Source organism: Bacillus sp. MYb78 (assembly GCF_002975115.1).
In the GTDB taxonomy this organism is placed as follows: domain Bacteria; phylum Bacillota; class Bacilli; order Bacillales; family Bacillaceae_G; genus Bacillus_A; species Bacillus_A cereus.
The window spans coordinates 424,638-447,711 of the sequence record NZ_PCOB01000001.1; the positions used below are offsets into that span (position 1 = coordinate 424,638).

Here is a 23,074-nt window from a genome sequence, read left to right on the forward strand (position 1 = left end):
ATTTTCTTGACAAAAAATAAACCCATGTTAGAAAACCTCACATGAGAACGATTCCTCACTAGTGTTTTATTAGCTTTCTAAGTACTATTTCACCCCATAAAAACTATTACTTTCCTCCTGTATTTTACAGATAAATCCCAAAATATACCTTTATTACAGCCATAAATAAAATGTAAGTACTATGACAATTAAAGTTGAAAAATGATAAATTCCGACAAAACTTAGCAATTTTATAAAGTTTTCTTTACATTATGATTACAACGATAGACACTCTTCTTCTTATGATATATAACATTCATAGGGAAAGGAGTCAGACAACTATGAAAAAGAAATTTGCAGCGTTTAGTGTTTTAGCAGCAGGAACGATTTTTGCTTCCCCGTTACTTTCACCCGTATACGCTGAAACAAATCAAGATAAATTATCTAACATTCAATCTGAATTAGAAGGCAAACAAAGTGACTTACAAAATAAATCAGTCGAGAAAGAACAAATAGAAAAAGAAATTCAAGAATTACAGAAGAAAATCGATGAATTAACTACTTCTATTAATAAAAACGAGGCTGAATTAAACGATACAAAAAAAGAAATTAGCAAAACACAACAAGTAATTACTGACAAAAAGAAACATATAGAACAATTACAAACAAACATAGATACACGTCAGGAAGTTATTAAACAACGATTACAATCTATGCAAGAAAAACCGCGTACAAATATCATTACAGAAGTATTAACAAACTCTACAAACATTGCTGATCTTGTTGATAATATGTACTCCGTAAGTTTAATATTAAACAACGATACAGATATTGTAAAAAAACAAACATCTGATCAAAATGCTGTAACTACAGAAAAAGAAGCTGTTGAGAAAAAAGAACAACAACTGAAAGAATCTGAGCAAAAACTAGAACAAAAACAACAAGAATTACAAAATAACCAACAGCAGCAACAGACTCTTATTAACGATCTACATACGAAAGTAGCAAAAGTAGATTCAGAGATTGAAGGATTAGAAGAATCCAAAGGCATTTTAGAAAATCAACGTCAAGCTGTGCAAAAAGCAATTGAAGAAGAAAAACGGGCCGAAGAAGCTCGTAAAGCGGAAGAAGCTCGCCAGGCAGAAGAGGCTCGCAAACAACAAGCTACTAAATCTGCTCAAGCAACTCAAGCAGCTCCAACACCACATGATACAAACATCGGTGGCTTTATCAAACCAGCAGCTGGATCAAAAACTTCCGGATTTGGTGTACGTTCTTTAGATAACCATAAAGGAATTGACATCGCCGCTTCGGGAACGGTTCCAATTATCGCTGCTGCAGATGGCGTTGTTATTCGCTCAGAATTATCATCTAGTTACGGAAACGTAGTGTATTTATCTCACCGTATAAACGGAAAAACATATACGACAGTATATGCTCATATGAATAGCCGTTCTGTATCGAATGGACAAACTGTAAAACAAGGCGATCAGCTTGGATTTATGGGGAACACTGGCCAATCATACGGACAACATTTACACTTCGAACTTCATCTTGGAGAATGGAATGTCGGCAAGACAAACGCAGTCGACCCATCTCCTTATATCGGATTATAAAAAACCTCGGTACCTACCGAGATTTTTTATTTACACTTCACACAATATAGGCATTCTACATAGACTATAACTAAATGCCTATAGTTTACGAGGTGATCAATATGAATACGCAATTACAACAAAAAATAGAAGAAGCTAGAGCGACATTTATCGGCCGGATATTTACATTTGGCGGATCAGTTTTATTTTTAATCGGTTCATTCCTCGCAGTCACCACAGCCTATAAAGCGTATAATCGTCTATTACATTCAACAACATAAAAAAAGACGGGAGATCCCCGCCTTTTTTTATGCAAACATTTTAAATACACCTATCACATTTAAAAATACAATTATTACAGTTATCGGAATGACATAACGAAGTAAGAAGAACCAAATGTTAAATAACGTTTTCCCCTTCGTTTCCGTCACTTCTAATTCTTTCATCAACAACTCTTTACTCATTTTATTTGGTACAAATAATGAAATAGCTAGTACTCCTAACGGCAGCAATACGTTACTTACCGAAAAGTCGACTAAATCAAAGAATGTTTTCCCAAATATTTTCACGTCACTCATAATCCCAAATGATAACGCTGATGGAATACCGACTGCAAAAATAAGAATACCAATTAATAATGATGCTGACGGACGCTTCTTCTCATTACCTTTCGCAACAGATGCTACTACAATTTCAAGCATTGAAATTGCTGATGTTAAAGTCGCAAAGAAGAATAAAATTAAAAACATAATAAAGAAAAATTGACCAAATGGTATTTTTGCAAATACTGCTGGAAGGACGATAAACAGTAATCCCGGTCCTTCAGTCGGTTTAACTCCTAATGCGAAAATCGCTGGGAAAATTGCTAATCCTGCAAGTACTGTAACAAAAACAGTTAAACTTACAATAGATGTTGCCGATTTCGCTAAATGTTCCTCTTTCTTTAAATACGAACTATACGTTACCATTACCGAGGCACCTACAGTTAGCGAGAAGAAAGATTGTCCCATCGCATATAAAATTGTATCTGCTGTAAGCTTTGAAAAATCTGGTTTTAAGAAGAACTCTACTCCAGCAAAAGCACCATCGAGTGTTAACGCACGAACAATAATCGCAATAAATAAAATAAATAATAGCGGCATCATGTACTTACTTGCCTTTTCTATACCTTTCTCTACACCTTTACTTACAACAAAAATCGTACAAAGCATAAAGATAAATTGCGCTCCAATCGCACTTAACGGATTTGAAATCGTTTCACCGAACAATTGTCCATAATCAGCTACTCCATTCCAGAAACTTCCTGTCACACTATAATATAAATAAAGTAAAATCCATCCACCTACAACACTATAAAAAGATAGTACACTAAAACAAGTAACAACTCCCATACGACCAATCCAAGGATATAATTTGCTATTTGGCACTAGTACTTTATAAGCTGTAACCGCCTCTTTTTGCGTGCTACGTCCAATAACAAACTCCGCTATTAGAAGAGGCATACCTATAAATAAAGTTAGCAGTAAAAATACAAGGAAGAATGCGCCTCCCCCGCCATTACCTGCAACATATGGAAATTTCCATATCGCACCAAGACCTACTGCGGCTCCGGCTGCTGCGAGTACAAAGCCTATTTTCGACGTCCATTGCTGTGTTTCTTTCATCATAAATTCTCCTTTTCTGAATATTTAAACTTTTGTTAATTATACACTTTCATTTCATACTCGCACACCTCCTTTAGAAAATAAAAAAGTCCCCTACACGCAAATATGCATGTAGAGGACGATATATGTAATGTAAATACCGTGGTACCACCTCAATTGGATTGATAAATCCCACTTGTTCAAGTACAGGAATAATTCCGATACTCTATCCTTTTAACGGCGGAACCCGGGTTGCCTACTACAATGTTCAACATACCTCTCGCAAGCCCATTCTGTATAATTTATCGTACCGGGCTCCCACCTAACCCCAGCTCTCTGAACGCATCAAATATACGTACTCTTCTTGCTCATCGATTTCATCTATTGAAGTTACTTGTGATTATAAATTATATTTTTATATTTGTAAAGCGCACTTTATCTTTTATTATTTTAAAACCTTTCCCTCTAATTCTCGCAAAAAACTTTCTCTTTCTCTCTCGTTTTGCACATATACTGATTTCAACACTTCTTGGAGTAATATATTTCGTTCTCTCTTTTCTAACTGTAAATCTTTTAACTTCACCCTTACTTCATATAAAAAATCTAAATACGATTCATATGTCTCATCATATTTATTTGCAATCTCATCTCGAATTTTTTTTGCGAGCTTTGGGCTCGCTCCCCCAGTAGAAACTGCTATATTAAGCAAACCACGATGAATCGCTGCTGGAAAGTGAACATTACCACTTTCCGGATTTGTAATAACATTTACTAATTGGTTCTCTGCGGCATCTTCAGCAACTTGTTCATTTAATATTGAATCACTACTCGCTGCAACAACTAAAAAAGCATTTTTAATATCACTTTTTTCATATTCTCTTTGATACCAACGAATTTTCTTTTCTTCCACAAGTTTTACTAAATTCGCATCTAATTCTGGACTGATCACAACTATATCCGCACCTTGTTTGAGTAAAGGAATAATTTTAAATCCTGCAACTTTTCCCCCACCAATAACAACAACGCGTTTCTCATTAACTCGCACTGTAAGTGGATACATACTGATCTCCTTTCAATAACTCCGTCGTTTTCTGAATTAACATATCTTGTAACGCTTCATTCTTCCCTAAATATGGACTGATTTTTATCTCTTCCAATGCATATTGGCGCACTTCTTTCTCAATATGTTTCATAAGTAAACCTGTAAATAACAAATAAGGTAGCACAACGATGTTCTCCACTTCCCGTTCTACAACTTCCTTCAATTTCCTCTCAAATTTCGGCTCCGCAGCCGCTAAATAACAAACCTCAACTTTTTTAATTTTCTCCTCAGCTTGAAATAAAGAGGCGATCCATTTTATATCTTGTAATACTTCAGGATCACTACTTCCTCTTGCAACGAGCAGAAGGGTCACTTCAGCCTTCCCTTCCTTTTCAATACCACTTCCGTTATATACTGATTTGATAAGTGTTTCTGATACACCAAACGGATTACCATAAGTCACTTTAACATTCGGATATTGATTCTTGAGCTTTACCAATTCAAATGGAATATCTTTCTTCACATGACCTGCCGCTAATAAAAAAACAGGGATGGCAATAATCTCCGTGGCCCCACGCTTCACACATGTACGAAAACCATCTTCAATAGAAGGATTCGCTAACTCTAAAAAACAAACTTCTTGAATATTCGCTTCTATACGACTCATACACGATGTAATAAATTGAATCGCCTCTTCTTTCGCTGTCTTCAAACGACTTCCATGACATATATATAAGACGGCTTTCATTTTACAACACTCCACTTACTTGATAAGCATTTTCCGTTTGCTTCTCAAACCAATGGATTTTTTCTCTAAAACGGACAACTTCTCCAATTACAATCATGCTCGGATTTTGAATTTGCTCTTTTTTCGCAACATCTACAATTGTTCCTAATGTCCCAACAACTGTACGTTGCATAGACGTCGTCCCCTGCTCAATAATAGCAGCTGGCGTACTTTTATCTTTTCCATGCTTCATAAGTTGCTCACATATGTAGGGCAAATTACTAACCCCCATATATATCGCTAAAGTCTCTACACCTTTCGCTAAACTTTCCCATTTCACTTCTTCTTCAGCACCTTCTTTCCTATGCCCAGTCACAATAGCAAAACTTGCACTTGCATCACGGTGCGTCACTGGAATACCAGCATAAGCAGGTGCAGCTATTCCAGACGAAATACCTGGGACGATTTCAAATGGTACACCTTGCTTTGCTAATGCTTCCGCTTCTTCTCCCCCTCTACCAAATACAAATGGATCGCCGCCCTTAAGCCTCGTTACAACTTTCCCTTTTTTCGCATACTTAATAAGAAATGTATTAATTGTTTCTTGCTTCATCGTGTGATAATTCGGGAGTTTCCCGCAATAAATTAAATCCGCGTCAGGCTTTGCGTGTGAAAGCAGCTCTTTATTCACAAGGCGATCGTATAAAATAACATCTGCCTTCTCAATACATTTCAACCCTTTAACAGTAATTAAATCTGGATCGCCAGGACCCGCTCCAACAATATAAACCTTCCCCATCATCTCTCCTCATTTCTACTATTAAAATGAAACTTCCATTCGTATATAAGAATGGAAGTTTTTATTTTTTCGTATTACTAATCTCTACTCATGAATAACAAATGCTGCACCTTTTCGAATCTTCTTTTTTTCAAACAAAGAAATCTCTTTTACCTCTGGCAACGGTAAAAAATGTTTTTCAAGCTCAATCTCCGCAAGCTTAAATGCCTGTTCTTCACTTTGAGCAACAACAACAATCGGAACAATATCACTCACTAATACAGCTTCAAATCGATATAAATCCATATTGTCCCCCCTAAGACGCTATGACTTCTTCTAACACGTTATTTAACGCTATTTGTAATGTGTCTACACCAACACGCCCTACAAAATCATAAAATGTTTCGGCTGGTAATTTATTCTCTTTGAAATAACTTATAAATGATGCGAGTACATCAGGTAAATCCTCGCCATCTATTTTTCCTTTTAACTTTTGATTGTAGGCACCGCCATCTAACAACGTTCCACCTACATATATCTCAAATGCTTCAACAATTCCCTTTTCCTTCGTTTTCATTTTCACCCCTTGTAACCCAATGTCAGCAATTTGACGTTGACCACATGAATTCGGGCAGCCTACCATATGAATTCGAACTGGAACATCGAGTGCAATTTGTGTATCTAAGTATTCTGCAATTTTTCGTAATCTTTCTTTCGTTTCTACTAGTGCAAGATTACAATATTCAATACCGGTACATGAAACCGCATGACCAATAAATGATTTTGGGCTTGCAGATATCGCTTCAAACAACGGTTCACTAAGTAATCCTTTTACATTTTCCGGAGGAACGTTCGGAATAATGAAATTTTGTGAATTACATGTACGAATTTGTCCATTTCCATATTGCTTTGCGATTCTTGCAATCTCAAACATTTCTTCTGCATGTAAACGACCTACCGGTACATTAAAACCTACATATTTTAATCCCTCTTGTTTTTGGTCTTGAACACCATAAAAATAGCCTGCATTCCATCCTTTGAGTGCACTTTCCCCTTTACTTTGTAAAGGCCCTGTATACTCTATTAGTTTCTCTTTAAATTTCTCTGCTCCCCAGTCCGCAACAAGAAATTTCAAACGGGCTAAATGACGTTTCTCACGATATCCAAAATCACGGAATATAGTAGCAATCGCAATTGCCACTGCCTTCACTTCTTCTGGTAAAACGAACACATCTAATTCATCAGCTAAATATGGACGGGCTGATAATCCTCCGCCTACTTTTATATGAAAACCAACTTTTTTCTCACCATCTATTTCTTTCGTAGCAGGTGTAAATGCAACACAGTTAATCTCTGCGTTTGCTGAGTTATAAATATTAGAACTAATAGACATTTTAAATTTACGTGGCAAATTAGAAAACTCTTCATTATGTTGGAAATAGTCATATACCTCTTTCACAATATGTGTCGTATCAAATAGTTCATTTGCATCAATTCCAGCAAGCGGATTACCTGTAATATTCCGCGTTATATCACCACAAGCCCCCGCTGAAGATAATCCAACTCTTGCTAATCTTTTAAAAATATCTGGAATTCGCTGAATTTCTAACCAGTGAAACTGAATCGCCTGTCTCGTAGTAATATCTATTACATCACGTCCATAATCCTCAGCGATAGAAGCAAGTACTTCTGCCTGCGCATTTGTAATAATCCCTGACGGAATATTTACCCGCATCATAAAATAACCAGCTTCTTTTGGACGTTGTAAATACAATCCTGCCCATTTAAAGGCATCCCACTCTTCTTTCGGAATAGATTCAAATCCATTTTCCGCATAGTAAGGAATATCATTAAAAATTTCTAATCCATCTTTTTCTAATTTATTTTTCTCCGTTTGATTTAGTTTTTCATTGTTAGCCCATACTTTTTCATAACTCATTTTTAAATCCCCCTATATAAAGTGAAACTTTAATCAGTAGAGTTTTGTTCATCCCACGCTGATTATTAGCCTTAACCAATCGGGTATTTACGGGCAGCCCGACCCCCACCTAACTTCCTTGCCCCAACCGAACTTTGAGGTAGGAATTTTACTTCCCGGCAAATAGCGGGATAAAACTACGCTCTTGTAAGTACTGCACGATTTGTTCTGCACATTCTTCAATAGAATATTTGTGCGTTTCTACAATTAATTCTGCTTGCTCTGGCTCTTCATAAGGCGAATCAATACCTGTGAAATCCTTAATATCACCTTTTCTTGCCTTTTTATAAAGCCCTTTCGGATCACGTTTCTCACACTCTTCAATCGGACACTTCACAAAAATTTCAATAAATTCATCTGCCGCTAATAAATCTCTTACTTGTTTGCGGTCTACTCGAAATGGTGAAATAAATGCTGTAAGGACAACTGTTCCTTGATCTACAAATAACTTTGCCACTTCGCCAATACGTCTTATATTTTCCATGCGATCACTTTCAGAAAATCCTAAGTCTTTATTTAAACCGTGGCGAATGTTATCCCCATCCAGCACATAATTTCCAATATTCTTTTCAAACAATTTACGAGCGACCGCATTCGCTACTGTAGATTTACCCGAAGCTGATAAACCAGTAAACCAAATTACAAAACTGTGATGTCCATTCTTCACTCTTCTCTCATCTTTTGAAACCGAAGCTGTATGCCAAGTAATATTCGTATCCATCTCGTTCTCTCCCTATTCTGTTACTACTTCTTTTTTTAAACCTTTAATTAGCACTTCTACTACTTCTTTACGACTAAATGTACTTGGCGGAATCTCACCGTTTCTTAATAATTCTCTTACTTTCGTACCTGATAAAATAACATGATTTTCTTTTCCGTGCGGGCATGTTTTCGTTGAAGCCATCGCTTCACATTTCGTGCAGTAAAAACTATGTTCAAAGAATAGTGGTGTAATGCCTAACTCTTCTATCGTAAAATTCGTGAAGATTTCTTGCGCTTCGTATGTTCCGTAATAATCTCCTACTCCCGCATGATCACGTCCTACAATAAAGTGGGTACATCCAAAATTCTTTCTTACTAACGCATGAAATATCGCTTCCCTTGGTCCTGCGTAACGCATTGCAGCAGGAAATACACTTAAAAAGACACGATTTTTCGGATAATAGTTTTGAAGGAGTACTTCATAGCTTTCCATTCTTACATCAGCAGGAATATCGTCCGATTTCGTTTCTCCAACGAGTGGATTTAAAAAGAGACCATCTACAATTTCAAGAGCAGATTTTTGAATATACTCATGGGCACGATGTACCGGGTTTCTCGTTTGAAATCCGACTACTGTTTTCCACCCACGTTTTTTAAATTCTTCTCTCGTTTCAATTGGGTCTAAATGATAAGAAGGAAATTGATTATTTTCAAAGCGTTTTGTTAGAATAATAGTTCCTCCAACGTAAACGTTTGGTCGTTCATATAATTTTTTCACTCCTGGATGAGCCTCATCCGTTGTTTTATATACAAGTAACGCTTCTTTTTCTTTATCTGGTACGAAAATATCTTCTATTTGAATAGCACCATATATATTTCCATTGTTGACAAGCTTTACTTCCTCTCCGGTCTTCAGGCTTTCTGCGACTTCTTCTGTTACCGGTAATGTAATTGGTATACTCCACACACTACCATTTGCTAAACGAAGCGTTTCTACGACTGAATCATAATCTTCCTTCCCCAAAAAACCAGTAAGCGGGCTATATCCACCTGTCGCCAATAGTTCTAAATCACTTAAAGCAATGTTGTCTAATTTAATTTCTTTTTCAATTTGTGATATATCATATGTCTCATCTATACGGTTTACTAATTCGTTTACTGTGCTCATTTTCTATATCCCCTCTTAGCTTTATTTCAAGATTCATCTTATTGATAATGAAGACCACATTCGGTTTTCACTTTCCCAGCCCATCTACCATCTCTTGAATCGCCACCATCCCCTACAGGTAAAGTACATTTCTCACACCCAATACTTGGATAGCCAACATCATGCAACGGGTTATACGGCAAGCTATGTTTGTATACATATCGCCAAACTTCTTTCCACGTCCAATGAATGAGTGGACAAACTTTAATAGATTGAAAACGATGATCTTGATTTATAAACTTTGTATGCTTACGTGTTTCTGATTGTTCCCTTCTTAAGCCCGATATCCATGCTTTTTCCACGACTAATGATTTTTCTAAAGGTAAAATTTTTCTAATCTTACAACAAAGATTCGGATTGCTCTCCCACAGTTTTTCACCATGCAACTTCGCCTGTTCATCAAGTGTAAGTTCTGGCTGCTTTTCTATAATATTCAATGAAGGAAATCGTTCCCTCACTCTTTGAATTAATTCATATGTTTCTTGAAAATGAACATTTGTATCCAAAAATACAACTTTAGCAGATGGATTTACTTGGTTTATAAGGTGCAGTAATACCATACCTTCCACCCCAAAGCTACATGCGTAGACGATTTCATCTTTATACTCTTCATAAGCCCAATTTAATACTGATAACGCGCCTTTTGTTTCATCTTCTTCCGAAAACGAAACAACATTTTCTTCCCACGTTTCATACGTCAACATGTTTTTTCCCCCTGTAAAAGCAAAAAGACGGTTTTAACCTAATGAAAATAGGTTAAAACCGCCTCTAGTTTTTCTAGTCAGCGCTTTTCACTTTAAGCGTACTTTTTCACTTTTCTCTAACTGAATTACTTTTCCATCTTGCACAACAATTGTAATTGAGCCATATTTCATATCAGCAAGCATCGCTTCAATCTTCTCGGATACTTCATCAAAATGTTCCCGTACACCCACGCGAACAGCCCCCCTTTTTATTCATAAAAAAAATCTTTCCCATTTCGAAAAGACTGTTCGGTAATATATTTTACCTTATCTTTCAAAATGGATTCCATTTTGCTGGATTTAGCACCTTGCTTTCTATAAGCAGGTTGCCGAGCTTCTTCGGGCCAGTTCCCTCCGCTTCTCTTGATAAGCTTTGTATTTGTATTTTATCACAATTCTGATTTTTTTCAATCCTAGTTTTCCGATATATTTTAATTATTTTATTTTACAAAAAAGGAATTGCCCATCCGAACAACTCCTTTTTCTATTTAAACAAGCTCTTTAATACGTATGCGATCGTTCCCAATAATATTTTCATATGTTTCGCGTTCCACAACTACTTGCGATGTTCCGCCTTTTGCAAAGACAACGGCTGGTCTTCGAATCCGATTGTAATTATTCGCCATCGAGTACCCGTAGGCTCCTGTACAGGAAACTGCTAGTAAATCAGCAGAAGCGACTTTCGGTAAATGAATATCCCAAATCAACATATCTCCGCTCTCACAACATTTCCCCGCAATCGAAACGAGTTCCTCATTCTCATCATTCCCTCGATTCGCTAACATTGCTTCATAACGCGCACTATATAAAGCAGGTCTTAAATTATCTGTCATTCCACCATCGACTGATACATATTTCCGAATACCAGGAATATCTTTCACAGATCCAACTGTATAAATTGTTGTCCCAGCATCACCTACAATGCTACGGCCTGGTTCAATCCATATTTCTGGCAATGGATATTCACATACAGTAAATTGTTCTCTCACTGCACTTGTTACAGCTCGTACATATGTCTCAAGAGTTAACGGTGTATCCGACTCTGTGTAGCGTATTCCAAATCCCCCGCCTACATTTAACACTTTTACTACATAGTTTGTTTGCTCTCTCACTTCTTCTAAAAATTGGCGAAGAACTTCAATCGCTCGAACAAAGCCAGCTGTTTCAAATATTTGCGATCCGATATGTGAATGAATCCCTAGCACATTATAATTGGATTTTTGTAAAGCAAATCCAATTGCCTGCATCGCTTGACCGTTTGAAACGCCAAATCCAAATTTCGAATCATCTTGGCCTGTTGTAATATATTCATGTGTGTGCGCCTCTACTCCAGGCGTTACACGAATTAATATGTTCACAAACTTTCCATGTTGCATCGCTAAATCGTGTAAAACTTCTAATTCAAAGAAATTATCTACGACAAAACAACCGATATTCGCCTGAAGAGCCATCACTATCTCTTCTTCTGTTTTATTATTTCCATGAAAATGAATACGTGATGCTGGAAATCCTGCTTGGAGCGCAGTATATAATTCTCCTCCAGAAACAACGTCTAATGACATATTCTCTTCACGAGCTACTCGGCACATCTCCATGCACAAGAACGCCTTGCTTGCATATGCTACTTGATAAGAGAAACCACTTTCTTTAAAAGCACGATGAAATGCTCGGCATTTTCCTCGAATAGACTCTTCATCGTATACATAAAGTGGTGTTCCGTATTGCTTTGCTAGCTGCGTCGTATCGCACCCTCCAATTTCTAAGTGTCCTTGCCCATTAATTCGGCTTGTGCCGTGTAAATACATTTAAATTCCTCCCTTATTTCCTCTAAAACTCATAACCCCAATCTTCTATTCATTGCAGCACGCTTTTAGATAGACAAAAAACGCGCGGAACAATGTTCACACGCGTTTCTTATTAGGAAAAATATATATTGAAAAAATAAACGAGTTGTTATCTCCTCAAAATAAGAAACCGCATCAACATCTCCAAATAGCTCTCCATAAAATAAATCTTATGACAGTACTACATTTATTCAATGTAGTCCCAATATATGAATAAGATGGTTATTCTTATATTTCGGCAATAGTCCCTTTCAGCCTATGATCACAGATTCCATGAAATCTCCCATAGCTTACTCTTTCCTATCGCGGCCTCTACCTTTGAGAGTAGATGAGGTAAGTCTATTTAATTTTCAAACATCTAATTGTTGCTATTAACAATACCAAAGGACCATTTTATTTGTCAAACAATTTTTTATATTGTTTTTTTACAGTTTAATTTTGTATCATTTGGTAAGCGCTTTACTGAAATCTTTCTCACTTCCCATTCGCCTTCTTCGTTATTAAATGTAATCGTTACCTTCTCAAATGGGGGAGCAATTTTCCCAGCAACACGTTCATACTTTGTCACTTCAATACTTGCTTGAAATAAATATGTACCGCTATACACTTTTTTTAAACTAATAATTTTAGGACATTGATACGGTTTCAAACTTCCATATTGTTTTTCAATTGCTTTATTTATTTTTGGAAATAAAACAGAATAAAGTGCATCTTCCATAAGAGGTGCATCATATTGAGCTATTGACACACTCGGTGAGGTAAAAAGTATAACACTACTGCATGCTATAAAATATAATAATTTTCGCATTATAACCTCCGTATTATCACGCGATTCTTTCTGCGTACGATAATTATCATACATAGAAATTCTGTTTTATTGTCTCCCACCACTCTTTTTCTACTCGATTATTATAAAAAAGCCCACAACTCTCTTTTATTTTCGTATAATGATACTCATAGTATAATAATCATAATAACAAAGGACTGTTCGTATATATAAAATGAGTCGTTAAGCAAACTGACTCACAAGAACTGTCATGCTTTTTAGGAGAGGAGTATATTATGCTACAACATCTGTTTCCAAAACTGCGATTTGCACTCGTTGCAGTCGTTTTACTATGGATTAAAACATATATTGTGTACAAGCTAGCATTTGATATTAAAATTGATAATTTCTTTGAAGAATTCATGCTTTTTATTAATCCACTAGCTGCGTTACTTTTATTTTTCGGCTTAGCTTTACTTGCATCTAAGCACCGAAACCGAATTATAATTGGAATCAGTTTTATACTGTCATTTATTTTATTTGGAAACGCAATGTTTTATGGGTTCTATAACGATTTCGTTACTTTCCCGGTTTTATTCCAAACAAACAATATGGCTGATTTAGGGACAAGTATAAAAGAACTCTTTACGTACAAAACATTACTTTTATTTGCAGATGCAATTATTTTAATGTTTATTTCGCGTAAATTCCCATCATTTGGCGACAAAACACCACTTTCCCGCTCAGAGAAGCGAACTTTCTTTAGCGGTGTAACAGCTTTATTAGCACTACAAATTGTTGTATCAGTTATTTATAAACCACAAATGTTCTCGCGCTCATTTGACCGTCAAACTGTCGTAAAGAATTTAGGTTTATACACATATCATCTATTTGATATTACACTTCAATCCAAGTCTTCAGCTGAGCGTGTATTTGCAAGTGGGGATGGATTTTCTGAAATCAAAAACTATACAGACTCAAAAGACAAACAAGTTGATAAAAACTTATTTGGAGCTGCAAAAGGTAAAAATGTAATTTTAATTTCAATGGAATCTACACAAAGCTTTGTTATTAATAAAAAAATAAATGGAAAAGAAATTACCCCATTTTTAAATGAATTTATTAAGGATAGTTTCTATTTCGATAACTTCTATCATCAAACTGGACAAGGCAAAACTTCTGATGCTGAATTTATCGTTGAAAACTCACTTTATCCGCTAGATCGTGGTTCTGTATTCTTTACTCATGCAACAAACGAATACACAGCGACACCAGAACAATTAAAGAAATACGGATATTCTTCTGCCGTCTTCCATTCAAATGATAAAACGTTTTGGAATCGGGATGTAATGTATCCTGCGCTTGGATATGATCGTTACTTTAATTTAAATGATTACGCAGGAACGGAACAAATGTCTGTCGGTTGGGGATTAAAAGATAAACAGTTCTTTGAACAATCTATTCCAAAGTTAAAATCTTTACCGCAACCGTTCTATACAAAATTTATTACATTAACAAATCATTTTCCGTTTCTTCTAAATCCGGAAGACCAATATGTTGATGAATTCAACTCAGAAAGTGGTGTTGTAAACCGCTACTTCCCAACTGTTCGTTACACAGATGAAGCTCTTAAATTATTTATTAAACAATTAAAAGAAGAAGGACTGTATGATAATTCCGTTATTGTCATTTATGGTGATCATTATGGTATTTCCGAAAACCATAACGCAGCTATGGCACAGTTCCTAGGAAAAGATACTATTACACCATTCGATTCTATGCAATTACAACGAGTTCCTCTTATTATTCATGTGCCTGGTCAAGAAGGAAAAGTTGTTTCTAAAGTATCTGGTCAAATTGATATTAAACCAACGCTCCTTCATTTACTTGGTATTAAAACAAATAAATCCGTTGAATTTGGAACTGACTTATTTATTAAAGAAAAAGACCCGCTTATGGTAATGCGTGATGGTAGCTTTGTTTCTGAAGAGTATGTTTATACAAAAAATATGTGCTACAAAAGAAGTACGGGTGAAGAAGCTGATATGACGCTATGTCAGCCGTATATTGAAAAAGCAAAAACAGAATTAAAACTCTCCGATAAATTAATTTATGGAGATTTATTACGTTTCGATCCTAATAATCAATATAAAACTGGAACCATGACAACGAAATTTGAATAGTAAAGGAAGCAACTTTATACAAGTTGCTTCCTCTTTTTATTTTCACTTAATTTTTAAATCACCCTTCTATGAAATCTTTCACAAATTGGTAATTTCTTTCGTATGAGGAATAAATTTATGGTATGATAAAATAAGTAAACTTTCATACACTAATTAAGAATTTATTACAGAAAGCAAGGGATCAGATTTTGTATAGAGCAGCTATTCCAAACTTATTTACGCTCGGAAATTTATATAGCGGATTTTTATCAATCGGCTATGCATCTTTAGGATATTATAAATCAGCTGCTATTTTAGTACTTATCGGGATGATGTTAGATAGTCTTGATGGTCGTGTTGCTCGTTTATTACGTGTTGATTCACAAATGGGAAAAGAGCTCGACTCGCTTGCAGATGTCGTAACATTTGGTGCAGCACCTGCTGTTTTAATGTATTACACATCTTTCTCAAACTACGGAATCATCGGATTATACATAGCGGGATTATTCCCTCTTTTCGGAGCATATCGTTTAGCACGATTTAATGTAACACCATCTTCTACTTCAATGAAATATTTCACTGGAGTACCGATTACAGCAGCGGGAGGGCTTGTTGCTTTCTTAACATTATTTTCACATACCATTCCAAAAATCGTTCTTATTACCGTATTTGTAACGTTCGCATTTTTAATGGTGAGCCGCATTCGTATCCCAAGTTTAAAAGATGTACCAATTCCACGATATAGCATCATTATTACACTATTTTTAGTTGGAATCATTATTACAATGTATCAAACAGGATTTGGCAATTTTTCTGTTTTCTTATTCATTGCCATTCCACTATATATTTTGTACATGTTATCTCAATTCATTAGACAAAGACCGTCTAAAAAAGCGAATAAAGAAAAATAAGAAAACCTTCCGAGTCCGGAAGGTTTCTTTTTATTTTGTGACTAATACCTTTTGATTTACAGGTGTTACTGGCTCTTCGCCGTTTAATACAGCTAAAATATTTCTGACAGCCATTTCAGCCATCGCATCACGAGTTTCAAACGTTGCATTCCCTACGTGTGGAGCAAGTACTACATTCTTTAACTCTTTTAGCTCTTCTGTAATTTTCGGTTCAAATTCAAACACATCAAGAGCTGCCCCTTCAATTTCATTCGTTTTTAATGCATGAGCAAGTGCTGCTTCATTCATAATTGGTCCACGTGAAGCATTTACAATATACGCTGTTTTCTTCATCATTTTAAACTGCTCTTCATCAATCATATGATGTAATTTCGGATTATAAGCACAGTTAATTGTAATAAAATCTGCTGTTTGTAATAATTTTTCCAACGTCACATACGTTGCTCCCAGTTCACTTTCAGCTTCAAACTTACGATTTGGCCCTGTATATAAAACATCCATTCCAAATGCTTTCGCACGTTTTGCAACAGCCTTCCCGATTTCTCCAAGACCAATAATTCCGATTGTCTTACCGTGGACTTCTCGTCCTAAGAAAAATAACGGTGCCCATCCGTTAAATCCAGTCGTACGACATAACGTATCCCCTTCAGGAATTCTACGCGCCGCTGCTAAAAGAAGTGCAAATGTTAATTCTGCAGTCGCTTCCGTTGATACTTTCGGTGTATTCGTAACTGCAATTCCTTTTTCACCCGCATACGTGTAATCAATATTGTCGTAACCAGCACCATAGTTTGCAACAATCTTTAAATGAGACGCTGCATCAATAACTTCTTTTGGCACCTTTGTCGAAAGTAAACTTAACAATGCATCTTTATCTTTTACACGCTCTGTTAATTCATCTATAGAAATTAATTCCTCTTTATCGTACATTTCTACATCATGATCTTTTAATAGTTCTAATCCAATTTCCGGAATTTTTCCCGCTACTAATATTTTTGCCACTACTAACACCTCTTCTATAGAAAATAAGATATCTCTTATATTTCATTGTAAGAAATCCACATATAAAAACCAAGGAATTTGATTATAGTTTTGAAAATCGACACTTTTCCATGAAAAAAGAGGAGATGCAACTCTCCCCTCTTCTTACGCTTTTTCCTGCGATTCTTTTCCGAGCTTCACATCAATAGTTCCTTCTGCAACCGTATCGCTAATTTGCTCCTCAATAACCGATTGAGATGCAGCATTCGTTTCAGAAGTATAAGCTTGTTGCTGTGCAACTTGTACATTTTGTTTATTTTGTTGTTTCGCCATTTCTTACCCTCCTTTTCATTCTTTCTTATTTTGAACAAAAAGGGTGGTTTTCATCAAAAAATTGCGTTTCATTTTGAATTTGTTACTTCTTCTTCAAGCGACCTCATTACTCTTGCTCGCTTCGTAAATGTTGCAACCTGAGTAACACCGTGCGCTCGTAATGTTTGTACATTCTCTTGTACATAGTTCCCTAAATCATTTGGATAATGGGCATCCGAAGAAATCGTAATTGGAACACCATACTTAGCTAATACTTGTAAATATAGTGGACTTGGGCACATTTCACGAACAGGATAACGATAGTACAATCCTGCATTTATTTCTGTTGCCGTATTCGTTTCTACTAACGCACAGGCAATTTCCTCATAATAAGAAAGCTGTTCATTCTCATCCAATCGATAATTAAATACCTTTATATTATCTAGATGAGCGATAATATCAAATAACTCGGTACGAATCGCACTCTCAACTGTTTTAAAAAACGTATCGTATAATGCGCGTAGGTCATGCACCTCAAAATATTCTTTCGTATCTGGATTATCAAATCCCCAGCCATTTAGAAAATGAACGGAGCCGATTACATAATCAAAGTCTCCTAGCGCTAATAATTCTTTTAACTCTCCTTCACAACCAATAAAATAATCCGCTTCAATTCCAAGTTTAAGTGTGACACCTCTTTTACTCCATCGTTCTTTCGCCTCTTCAATTGCCTTTGTAAAATCATACAGTGAAACTACCCTTACTTGATCTAACCATTCTTTCTGTATACGACCGAGCTTAGAATCACTAATATCTACATATTTTTCATAATATCCTTTCGCTTCATGAAAACGATATAGATGATCAACAATTCCCACTTCTTTTATTCCTTTTCGCACAGCTTCTTCTAAATATAGATCTATCCATTCTGTTGTAAATGGCCCTTCCTTCACACGTTTTTGCAAACGCTCTTGTGTTTTCATAAGCCAATCCATAGAATGCCTTTCTTGAAGCGGTTCATAACATTCCAACGCTTCATTTATTTTAGCAAGCCATCCTATTGAATACGGTCCTTCTTCTAAGTGAAGATGATAATCTACTTTCATATACATTCCCCCTTATAATGTATCTATTTCCCTTCTATCCCCAACTCTCGAAAGCTTTCCATTTCGTTCTTTCACCTCTCGCATGACATCTTCCAATGCGATATTTTTTTCAGCTAATAAAACGAAACAGTGATAAAATACATCAACCATTTCTTTCACTACTTCTTCTTTATCATTATTTTTACATGCGATAATTACTTCAGCACACTCTTCACCAATTTTCTTTAAAATTTTATCTTCTCCTTTTGAAAATAAATAATTTGTATACGATTCAGGAAGTGGGCTTTCCTTTCGTTCTTCAATTGTTTTATACAGCAACTTAAAGGCATTTTCCATATGTATCCCCCTATATAATTTGATAGTGAAAACATGTCTTCTCCCCCGTATGACAAGCAGGTCCTACTTGTTTCACATTCACAACAATTGAATCTTGATCACAATCTAAGTATAGAGATTGCACATATTGAACATTCCCTGATGTTTCTCCCTTATTCCATAACGACTGCCTCGAACGAGAGTAAAACCATGTTCTTTTCGTCTCTAACGTTTTTTCATATGCTTCTTCATTCATATAAGCTAGCATTAAAACTTCTTTCGTACCTTCTTCGATGACAATTGCCGGTATTAATCCTTTTGAAAAATTAGGTTTCATAACCGCACCCCAACATTTGCATCTCTTAATTTTCGCTTTACACTCTGCACTGTCGCCTCACCATAATGAAAGATGGATGCCGCTAATGCTGCATCAACTGTTGTCTTTTGAAAAACTTCTATAATGTGATCCGTATGACCACAGCCTCCTGATGCGATGACTGGAATGGAAACACTTTTTGAAATTTCTTCTGTTAAACGAAGATCATATCCACTTTTCGTTCCATCTGCATCCATACTCGTTAACAAAATTTCACCCGCCCCGAGCTTAACAACACGATTCGCCCATTCTATGGCATCCATTCCTGTGTCAACTCTTCCGCCGTTGACGTATACGTTCCATTTATCTTCTGCTACTTTTCTAGCGTCAATTGCCACGACAATACATTGTGATCCAAAGTGTTCTGCGCCCTCTTCTATTAGCTTCGGGTTTCGCACTGCCGCTGAGTTTATTGAAACTTTGTCTGCTCCAGTTCTTAGTAAATTGTACATATCTTTCACACTTGAAATCCCCCCGCCAACCGTAAGAGGAATAAATACTTTAGCTGCTGTTTTTTCTACAACATCTATAATCGTTTTTCTTCCTTCATGAGTCGCTGTAATATCTAAAAATACGATTTCATCTGCCCCTGCCACGTTATATGCTTCAGCTATTTCAACCGGATCACCGACATCTTGTAATCCTATAAAATTTACCCCCTTTACGACTCGCCCTTCTTTCACATCTAGACATGGAATAATTCGTTTCGCTAACATAACTTCGTTACCTGTAACACTTCTTCTAAATCAATCGTTTTCTCGTAAAGCGCCTTTCCAATTATGACACCATATATATTCATATCATTTAACTTTTTCACATCTTGAATAGATGCCACTCCTCCAGAGGCAATGAGACGAATGCCCACACTTTTTTGAAGTAACGCCAATTGTTCAAAATTTGGCCCTGCAAGCGTCCCGTCTTTCGAAATGTCTGTAAACACAATCGTTTGAACATCTAAACTTTCCATTTGTTTCGCTAAACTAATATAAGAAATTTCAGACAGATCAAGCCAACCTCTCGTTGCTACGAAACCATTTTTCGCATCAATTCCAACAATGATTTTCTCTTTATATAGACGAACTGCTTCCTCTAAAAATGACTTATCATAAAGAGCTGCTGTTCCTAAAATCACTTTTTCTACACCTACTGACAATAACTTCTCCACCGCTACAAGTGAACGAATTCCTCCTCCCACTTGCACAGGAATACGTACCGCCTTACAGATTTTTTCAATGACGGGCAAATTTAACGACTCGCCAGCAATTGCACCGTCTAAATCAACAATGTGTAGTATTTCCGCTCCAAGCTTTTCAAATATGATTGCCTGCGCTACCGGATCTTCATTCATCACCGTTTCTTTACTAAACTCTCCTTGATAAAGTCTAACGCATCGTCCTTCTTTTAAATCGATAGCTGGGAAGATTTCCATGCTTCTACCACCCCTTGAAAATTTTTTAATATTTGCATGCCAATTTCACCACTTTTTTCTGGATGAAACTGTGCACCAAATACATTTCCTTTCGCTACAAACCCTGGTACTTGCATTCCATAATCACTTACTCCGCATACAATTTCATCTGGACAATCCGCGTAATATGAGTGAACATAATAAACGAAAGAACCATCCACTAATCCATTCCAAAGCGGAAATTCTCTTTCCTTCCTTAGTTCATTCCATCCCATATGAGGAATTTTATACGAAACTTTTAACTTACGAATTTCCCCTGGTAGTAAACCTAACCCGCTACAATCTTTTAGTTCCTCACTTCGTTCAAATAAAAGCTGCATGCCCAAACATATACCGAGGAGAGGTTTTCCTATATCACAAACCTCTTTTAGTACACACACTAAATCTCTTTCTTCTAATACGTCCATCGCTTTCGGAAATACACCTACTCCCGGTAAAATCACGCCATCGCTTCTCAATATCTCTTCTTTATCACTCGTTACAATGTACTCTGCCCCAATATATTTTAATGCTTGCTCTACACTGCGAATATTCCCCATTCCATAATCTATAATGGCAATCAATTACAACATCCCTTTCGTTGAATTTACACCAGTAATGTTGGCATTTTTTTCGACCGCTTCTCTAAGCGCTCTACCAAAAGCTTTAAATAATGCTTCAATTTTATGATGCGTATTACTTCCGTATAGAACGCGCGCATGTAATGTAATATTGGCAGCATGTGCAACTGCTCTAAAAAATTCTTCCGTCAATTCTGTATCAAAATCCCCAAGCTTCGGATTTGTTAATTCCCCTTGAAATACACAATATGAGCGTCCACTTATATCAATTGCGACAAATCCTAAAGATTCATCCATCGGTACATACGCAGAACCGTAACGATTAATTCCCTCTTTGTTTTGCAATGCTTCTTTCAAGCAATTTCCGAGTACAATTCCAACATCTTCAACGGTGTGATGTGCATCGACAAATGCATCCCCTTCTGCTTCAACTTGCAATCCAAATCTTCCATGTCTAGCAAATAAAGTAAGCATATGATCGAAAAAACCAACCCCTGTTTGAATAGATACATTTGTACTTTCATCAAGCTGCAAATTTAATTTAATTTTTGTTTCTGTCGTCTCACGTACTTGACTGGACTGACGCATTATTTTTCCTCCTCAAACCTTATTTGGATTGCTCTCGCATGTGCATGTAACCCTTCTTTATTTGCAAGCTCTACAATGTGATGCTGTACATTTTTTAATGCTTCCTCCGTATAAGAAATAAAACTTGATTTTTTCACGAAATCATCGACTGATAACGGAGAAAAAAATCTTGCCGTTCCGCTCGTTGGTAATACATGATTCGGTCCCGCTAAATAATCCCCGAGCGGTTCAGGTGCATATGACCCAAGGAAAATAGAACCTGCATGTTTCACATAATCTAGAGCATTCATCGGTTCTTTTATATGTAACTCTAAATGTTCTGGAGCAATTTCATTTGATAACTTTAGTGCCTCCTCTAAAGAAGGAACGATAAAGATGGCTCCATTTCTATTTATTGATTCACGTGCAATTTCACTTCTTGGTAACATTTCTAACTGTCTTTCTATCTCTTTTTCTACTTCTTTAGCTAGTTCCATATTCGTTGTAATACAAATCGCCGTTGCTCTCTCATCATGCTCTGCTTGCGATAATAAATCCGCTGCGATATATTTTGCATTACCTGTTTCATCCGCGACAACTACAATTTCTGATGGACCAGCAATCATATCGATATTTACTATTCCGTATACTTCTCGCTTCGCTAGAGCGACATACAAATTTCCCGGTCCAACTATTTTATCCACTTTCGGAATCGATTCCGTCCCGTATGCTAAAGCAGCAATTGCTTGCGCGCCACCTATCGTATAAATTTCATCTACTCCCGCAAGATTTGCAGCAGCTAATATATGCGGATCAATTCCTCCTTTCCTCGGCGGTGTTACCATTACAATCTTTTTCACACCTGCGAGTTTCGCCGGCAATACATTCATTAATACTGAAGAAGGATATGAGGCTGTCCCACCCGGTACATATACACCTACATTTTCTAACGGCCGAATGAGTTGCCCTCTAATTACGCCTTTACTTTCACAATCGAATATTGAGTGCTTCTTTTGCTTTTCGTGATACGAAACAATGTTTTTCTTCGCCTCTTTTAAAGCTTCTAAAAATGAATTCGTTACAAACATACTCGCTTGCTGTATTTCTTCTTCACTTACACGAAAATCTTTCATCTCTACACCATCAAACTTTTTTGTATAGAAAGATAAAGCTTCACCTTTCCCTTCCCTTACATTTCTAATGATTTCTCTTACACTTCTTTGAACAGTTTCTTCTATTATATTAGCGTTTTCTCTTAGCACTTTTACTTTAGATAATGCCTCCTTAAAGTCTTCATAAATGATTTTCATTT

The 23,074-nt window shown here is 36.3% G+C and carries 26 protein-coding genes, 2 riboswitches and 1 other annotated feature; of the genes, 4 read left to right on the plus strand and 22 right to left on the minus strand.

Features of this window, described 5'->3' with window-relative positions:
* Window positions 1-320 precede the first annotated feature (320 nt).
* Both CQ064_RS02255 and CQ064_RS33285 read left to right on the plus strand, forming a co-directional pair.
* Window positions 321-1,595, plus strand: a complete 1,275-nt coding sequence (locus tag CQ064_RS02255) for a murein hydrolase activator EnvC family protein (RefSeq protein ID WP_000726083.1) — start codon at window positions 321-323, stop codon at window positions 1,593-1,595.
* 101 nt (window positions 1,596-1,696) lie between these two features.
* Window positions 1,697-1,855 (plus strand): hypothetical protein, encoded by a 159-nt coding sequence (locus CQ064_RS33285; RefSeq protein ID WP_001095997.1) that lies wholly within the window; start codon window positions 1,697-1,699, stop codon window positions 1,853-1,855.
* Between the two features lie 27 nt (window positions 1,856-1,882).
* Here CQ064_RS33285 and CQ064_RS02260 read toward each other — a convergent pair whose 3' ends face one another.
* The 12 genes from CQ064_RS02260 to CQ064_RS02320 all read right to left on the minus strand — a co-directional run bounded on the left by CQ064_RS02260 (window position 1,883) and on the right by CQ064_RS02320 (window position 13,046).
* On the minus strand, window positions 1,883-3,238 hold the full coding sequence (locus CQ064_RS02260) for a sodium-dependent transporter (protein ID WP_000665433.1): 1,356 nt from the start codon (window positions 3,236-3,238) through the stop codon (window positions 1,883-1,885).
* A gap of 111 nt (window positions 3,239-3,349) precedes the next feature.
* Window positions 3,350-3,598: a binding site (T-box leader), on the minus strand.
* A 64-nt stretch (window positions 3,599-3,662) separates the two neighbouring features.
* Window positions 3,663-4,277 carry an NAD(P)-binding protein gene (locus CQ064_RS02270; protein ID WP_000283352.1) on the minus strand — a complete coding sequence of 205 codons (615 nt, stop codon included), beginning with the start codon at window positions 4,275-4,277 and terminating at the stop codon, window positions 3,663-3,665.
* Window positions 4,252-5,007 (minus strand): sirohydrochlorin chelatase, encoded by a 756-nt coding sequence (locus CQ064_RS02275; protein WP_000648881.1) that lies wholly within the window; start codon window positions 5,005-5,007, stop codon window positions 4,252-4,254. Before CQ064_RS02275 ends, CQ064_RS02270 begins: the two co-directional genes overlap by 26 nt.
* A gap of 1 nt (window position 5,008) precedes the next feature.
* The gene (gene cobA / locus CQ064_RS02280; RefSeq protein WP_000521256.1) at window positions 5,009-5,785 is read right to left on the minus strand and encodes a uroporphyrinogen-III C-methyltransferase; all 777 of its coding nucleotides are present in this window, start codon (window positions 5,783-5,785) and stop codon (window positions 5,009-5,011) included.
* A gap of 84 nt (window positions 5,786-5,869) precedes the next feature.
* Complete coding sequence (locus CQ064_RS02285) at window positions 5,870-6,070, minus strand: DUF3906 family protein (protein WP_000366918.1); 201 nt, start codon at window positions 6,068-6,070, stop codon at window positions 5,870-5,872.
* 10 nt (window positions 6,071-6,080) lie between these two features.
* A complete protein-coding gene (locus CQ064_RS02290) occupies window positions 6,081-7,703 on the minus strand; it encodes a nitrite/sulfite reductase (RefSeq protein ID WP_000119616.1) in 1,623 nt (540 codons plus the stop codon).
* A 148-nt stretch (window positions 7,704-7,851) separates the two neighbouring features.
* Window positions 7,852-8,463, minus strand: coding sequence for an adenylyl-sulfate kinase (gene cysC, locus CQ064_RS02295; RefSeq protein WP_000380507.1), 612 nt, complete (start codon window positions 8,461-8,463; stop codon window positions 7,852-7,854).
* A 12-nt stretch (window positions 8,464-8,475) separates the two neighbouring features.
* Complete coding sequence (sat, locus tag CQ064_RS02300; RefSeq protein ID WP_000108780.1) at window positions 8,476-9,612, minus strand: sulfate adenylyltransferase; 1,137 nt, start codon at window positions 9,610-9,612, stop codon at window positions 8,476-8,478.
* Window positions 9,613-9,650: 38 nt separating this feature from the next.
* Window positions 9,651-10,355 (minus strand): phosphoadenylyl-sulfate reductase, encoded by a 705-nt coding sequence (locus CQ064_RS02305; RefSeq protein WP_000959018.1) that lies wholly within the window; start codon window positions 10,353-10,355, stop codon window positions 9,651-9,653.
* A gap of 87 nt (window positions 10,356-10,442) precedes the next feature.
* Window positions 10,443-10,586, minus strand: a complete 144-nt coding sequence (locus CQ064_RS02310) for a YezD family protein (protein WP_000538896.1) — start codon at window positions 10,584-10,586, stop codon at window positions 10,443-10,445.
* A gap of 72 nt (window positions 10,587-10,658) precedes the next feature.
* Window positions 10,659-10,767: riboswitch (SAM riboswitch) on the minus strand.
* 115 nt (window positions 10,768-10,882) lie between these two features.
* A complete protein-coding gene (gene lysA, locus CQ064_RS02315; RefSeq protein ID WP_000280643.1) occupies window positions 10,883-12,199 on the minus strand; it encodes a diaminopimelate decarboxylase in 1,317 nt (438 codons plus the stop codon).
* A 180-nt stretch (window positions 12,200-12,379) separates the two neighbouring features.
* Window positions 12,380-12,561, minus strand: a riboswitch (Lysine riboswitch).
* Window positions 12,562-12,650: 89 nt separating this feature from the next.
* Window positions 12,651-13,046: a DUF3888 domain-containing protein gene (locus CQ064_RS02320; protein WP_001228819.1), complete on the minus strand. Its 396-nt coding sequence runs from the start codon at window positions 13,044-13,046 to the stop codon at window positions 12,651-12,653.
* Between the two features lie 254 nt (window positions 13,047-13,300).
* On the opposite strand from CQ064_RS02320, the gene CQ064_RS02325 reads away from it, so the two are divergent.
* Both CQ064_RS02325 and pssA read left to right on the plus strand, forming a co-directional pair.
* Window positions 13,301-15,187 (plus strand): LTA synthase family protein, encoded by a 1,887-nt coding sequence (locus CQ064_RS02325; RefSeq protein WP_000939084.1) that lies wholly within the window; start codon window positions 13,301-13,303, stop codon window positions 15,185-15,187.
* Between the two features lie 188 nt (window positions 15,188-15,375).
* Window positions 15,376-16,077 carry a CDP-diacylglycerol--serine O-phosphatidyltransferase gene (pssA, locus tag CQ064_RS02330; RefSeq protein WP_000285417.1) on the plus strand — a complete coding sequence of 234 codons (702 nt, stop codon included), beginning with the start codon at window positions 15,376-15,378 and terminating at the stop codon, window positions 16,075-16,077.
* 30 nt (window positions 16,078-16,107) lie between these two features.
* Here pssA and CQ064_RS02335 read toward each other — a convergent pair whose 3' ends face one another.
* The 10 genes from CQ064_RS02335 to hisD form a co-directional block, all read right to left on the minus strand.
* Window positions 16,108-17,079 (minus strand): NAD(P)-dependent oxidoreductase, encoded by a 972-nt coding sequence (locus tag CQ064_RS02335; protein WP_001062841.1) that lies wholly within the window; start codon window positions 17,077-17,079, stop codon window positions 16,108-16,110.
* 144 nt (window positions 17,080-17,223) lie between these two features.
* Entirely contained in the window at window positions 17,224-17,391 is a 168-nt protein-coding gene (locus CQ064_RS02340; protein ID WP_001118893.1) for a DUF4025 domain-containing protein, read from the minus strand.
* A gap of 68 nt (window positions 17,392-17,459) precedes the next feature.
* Window positions 17,460-18,476, minus strand: coding sequence for a histidinol phosphate phosphatase domain-containing protein (locus CQ064_RS02345; protein WP_000861843.1), 1,017 nt, complete (start codon window positions 18,474-18,476; stop codon window positions 17,460-17,462).
* A 12-nt stretch (window positions 18,477-18,488) separates the two neighbouring features.
* Window positions 18,489-18,812, minus strand: a complete 324-nt coding sequence (hisE, locus tag CQ064_RS02350; protein WP_000426355.1) for a phosphoribosyl-ATP diphosphatase — start codon at window positions 18,810-18,812, stop codon at window positions 18,489-18,491.
* A 10-nt stretch (window positions 18,813-18,822) separates the two neighbouring features.
* Entirely contained in the window at window positions 18,823-19,128 is a 306-nt protein-coding gene (gene hisI / locus CQ064_RS02355; protein ID WP_000803964.1) for a phosphoribosyl-AMP cyclohydrolase, read from the minus strand.
* A complete protein-coding gene (gene hisF / locus CQ064_RS02360) occupies window positions 19,125-19,883 on the minus strand; it encodes an imidazole glycerol phosphate synthase subunit HisF (protein ID WP_000880114.1) in 759 nt (252 codons plus the stop codon). The genes hisI and hisF overlap by 4 nt, the downstream gene beginning before the upstream one ends.
* The gene (gene hisA, locus CQ064_RS02365) at window positions 19,877-20,596 is read right to left on the minus strand and encodes a 1-(5-phosphoribosyl)-5-[(5-phosphoribosylamino)methylideneamino]imidazole-4-carboxamide isomerase (protein ID WP_000402295.1); all 720 of its coding nucleotides are present in this window, start codon (window positions 20,594-20,596) and stop codon (window positions 19,877-19,879) included. The genes hisF and hisA overlap by 7 nt, the downstream gene beginning before the upstream one ends.
* Window positions 20,569-21,198: an imidazole glycerol phosphate synthase subunit HisH gene (gene hisH, locus CQ064_RS02370; RefSeq protein WP_000560357.1), complete on the minus strand. Its 630-nt coding sequence runs from the start codon at window positions 21,196-21,198 to the stop codon at window positions 20,569-20,571. The genes hisA and hisH overlap by 28 nt, the downstream gene beginning before the upstream one ends.
* On the minus strand, window positions 21,199-21,783 hold the full coding sequence (gene hisB, locus CQ064_RS02375; RefSeq protein ID WP_001249954.1) for an imidazoleglycerol-phosphate dehydratase HisB: 585 nt from the start codon (window positions 21,781-21,783) through the stop codon (window positions 21,199-21,201).
* Window positions 21,783-23,072 carry a histidinol dehydrogenase gene (gene hisD, locus CQ064_RS02380; RefSeq protein WP_000692519.1) on the minus strand — a complete coding sequence of 430 codons (1,290 nt, stop codon included), beginning with the start codon at window positions 23,070-23,072 and terminating at the stop codon, window positions 21,783-21,785. The genes hisB and hisD overlap by 1 nt, the downstream gene beginning before the upstream one ends.
* Window positions 23,073-23,074 lie beyond the last annotated feature (2 nt).

Bases quoted from the DNA above. Each gene is read 5' to 3' on its own strand.
- CQ064_RS02255 (WP_000726083.1), top strand. From the start codon at position 321: ATGAAAAAGAAATTTGCAGCGTTTAGTGTTTTAGCAGCAGGAACGATT.
- CQ064_RS33285 (WP_001095997.1), top strand. From the start codon at position 1,697: ATGAATACGCAATTACAACAAAAAATAGAAGAAGCTAGAGCGACATTT.
- CQ064_RS02260 (WP_000665433.1), bottom strand. From the start codon at position 3,238: ATGAAAGAAACACAGCAATGGACGTCGAAAATAGGCTTTGTACTCGCA.
- CQ064_RS02270 (WP_000283352.1), bottom strand. From the start codon at position 4,277: ATGTATCCACTTACAGTGCGAGTTAATGAGAAACGCGTTGTTGTTATT.
- CQ064_RS02275 (WP_000648881.1), bottom strand. From the start codon at position 5,007: ATGAAAGCCGTCTTATATATATGTCATGGAAGTCGTTTGAAGACAGCG.
- cobA (WP_000521256.1), bottom strand. From the start codon at position 5,785: ATGGGGAAGGTTTATATTGTTGGAGCGGGTCCTGGCGATCCAGATTTA.
- CQ064_RS02285 (WP_000366918.1), bottom strand. From the start codon at position 6,070: ATGGATTTATATCGATTTGAAGCTGTATTAGTGAGTGATATTGTTCCG.
- CQ064_RS02290 (WP_000119616.1), bottom strand. From the start codon at position 7,703: ATGAGTTATGAAAAAGTATGGGCTAACAATGAAAAACTAAATCAAACG.
- cysC (WP_000380507.1), bottom strand. From the start codon at position 8,463: ATGGATACGAATATTACTTGGCATACAGCTTCGGTTTCAAAAGATGAG.
- sat (WP_000108780.1), bottom strand. From the start codon at position 9,612: ATGAGCACAGTAAACGAATTAGTAAACCGTATAGATGAGACATATGAT.
- CQ064_RS02305 (WP_000959018.1), bottom strand. From the start codon at position 10,355: ATGTTGACGTATGAAACGTGGGAAGAAAATGTTGTTTCGTTTTCGGAA.
- lysA (WP_000280643.1), bottom strand. From the start codon at position 12,199: ATGTATTTACACGGCACAAGCCGAATTAATGGGCAAGGACACTTAGAA.
- CQ064_RS02320 (WP_001228819.1), bottom strand. From the start codon at position 13,046: ATGCGAAAATTATTATATTTTATAGCATGCAGTAGTGTTATACTTTTT.
- CQ064_RS02325 (WP_000939084.1), top strand. From the start codon at position 13,301: ATGCTACAACATCTGTTTCCAAAACTGCGATTTGCACTCGTTGCAGTC.
- CQ064_RS02340 (WP_001118893.1), bottom strand. From the start codon at position 17,391: ATGGCGAAACAACAAAATAAACAAAATGTACAAGTTGCACAGCAACAA.
- CQ064_RS02345 (WP_000861843.1), bottom strand. From the start codon at position 18,476: ATGAAAGTAGATTATCATCTTCACTTAGAAGAAGGACCGTATTCAATA.
- hisE (WP_000426355.1), bottom strand. From the start codon at position 18,812: ATGGAAAATGCCTTTAAGTTGCTGTATAAAACAATTGAAGAACGAAAG.
- hisI (WP_000803964.1), bottom strand. From the start codon at position 19,128: ATGAAACCTAATTTTTCAAAAGGATTAATACCGGCAATTGTCATCGAA.
- hisF (WP_000880114.1), bottom strand. From the start codon at position 19,883: ATGTTAGCGAAACGAATTATTCCATGTCTAGATGTGAAAGAAGGGCGA.
- hisA (WP_000402295.1), bottom strand. From the start codon at position 20,596: ATGGAAATCTTCCCAGCTATCGATTTAAAAGAAGGACGATGCGTTAGA.
- hisB (WP_001249954.1), bottom strand. From the start codon at position 21,783: ATGCGTCAGTCCAGTCAAGTACGTGAGACGACAGAAACAAAAATTAAA.
- hisD (WP_000692519.1), bottom strand. From the start codon at position 23,072: ATGAAAATCATTTATGAAGACTTTAAGGAGGCATTATCTAAAGTAAAA.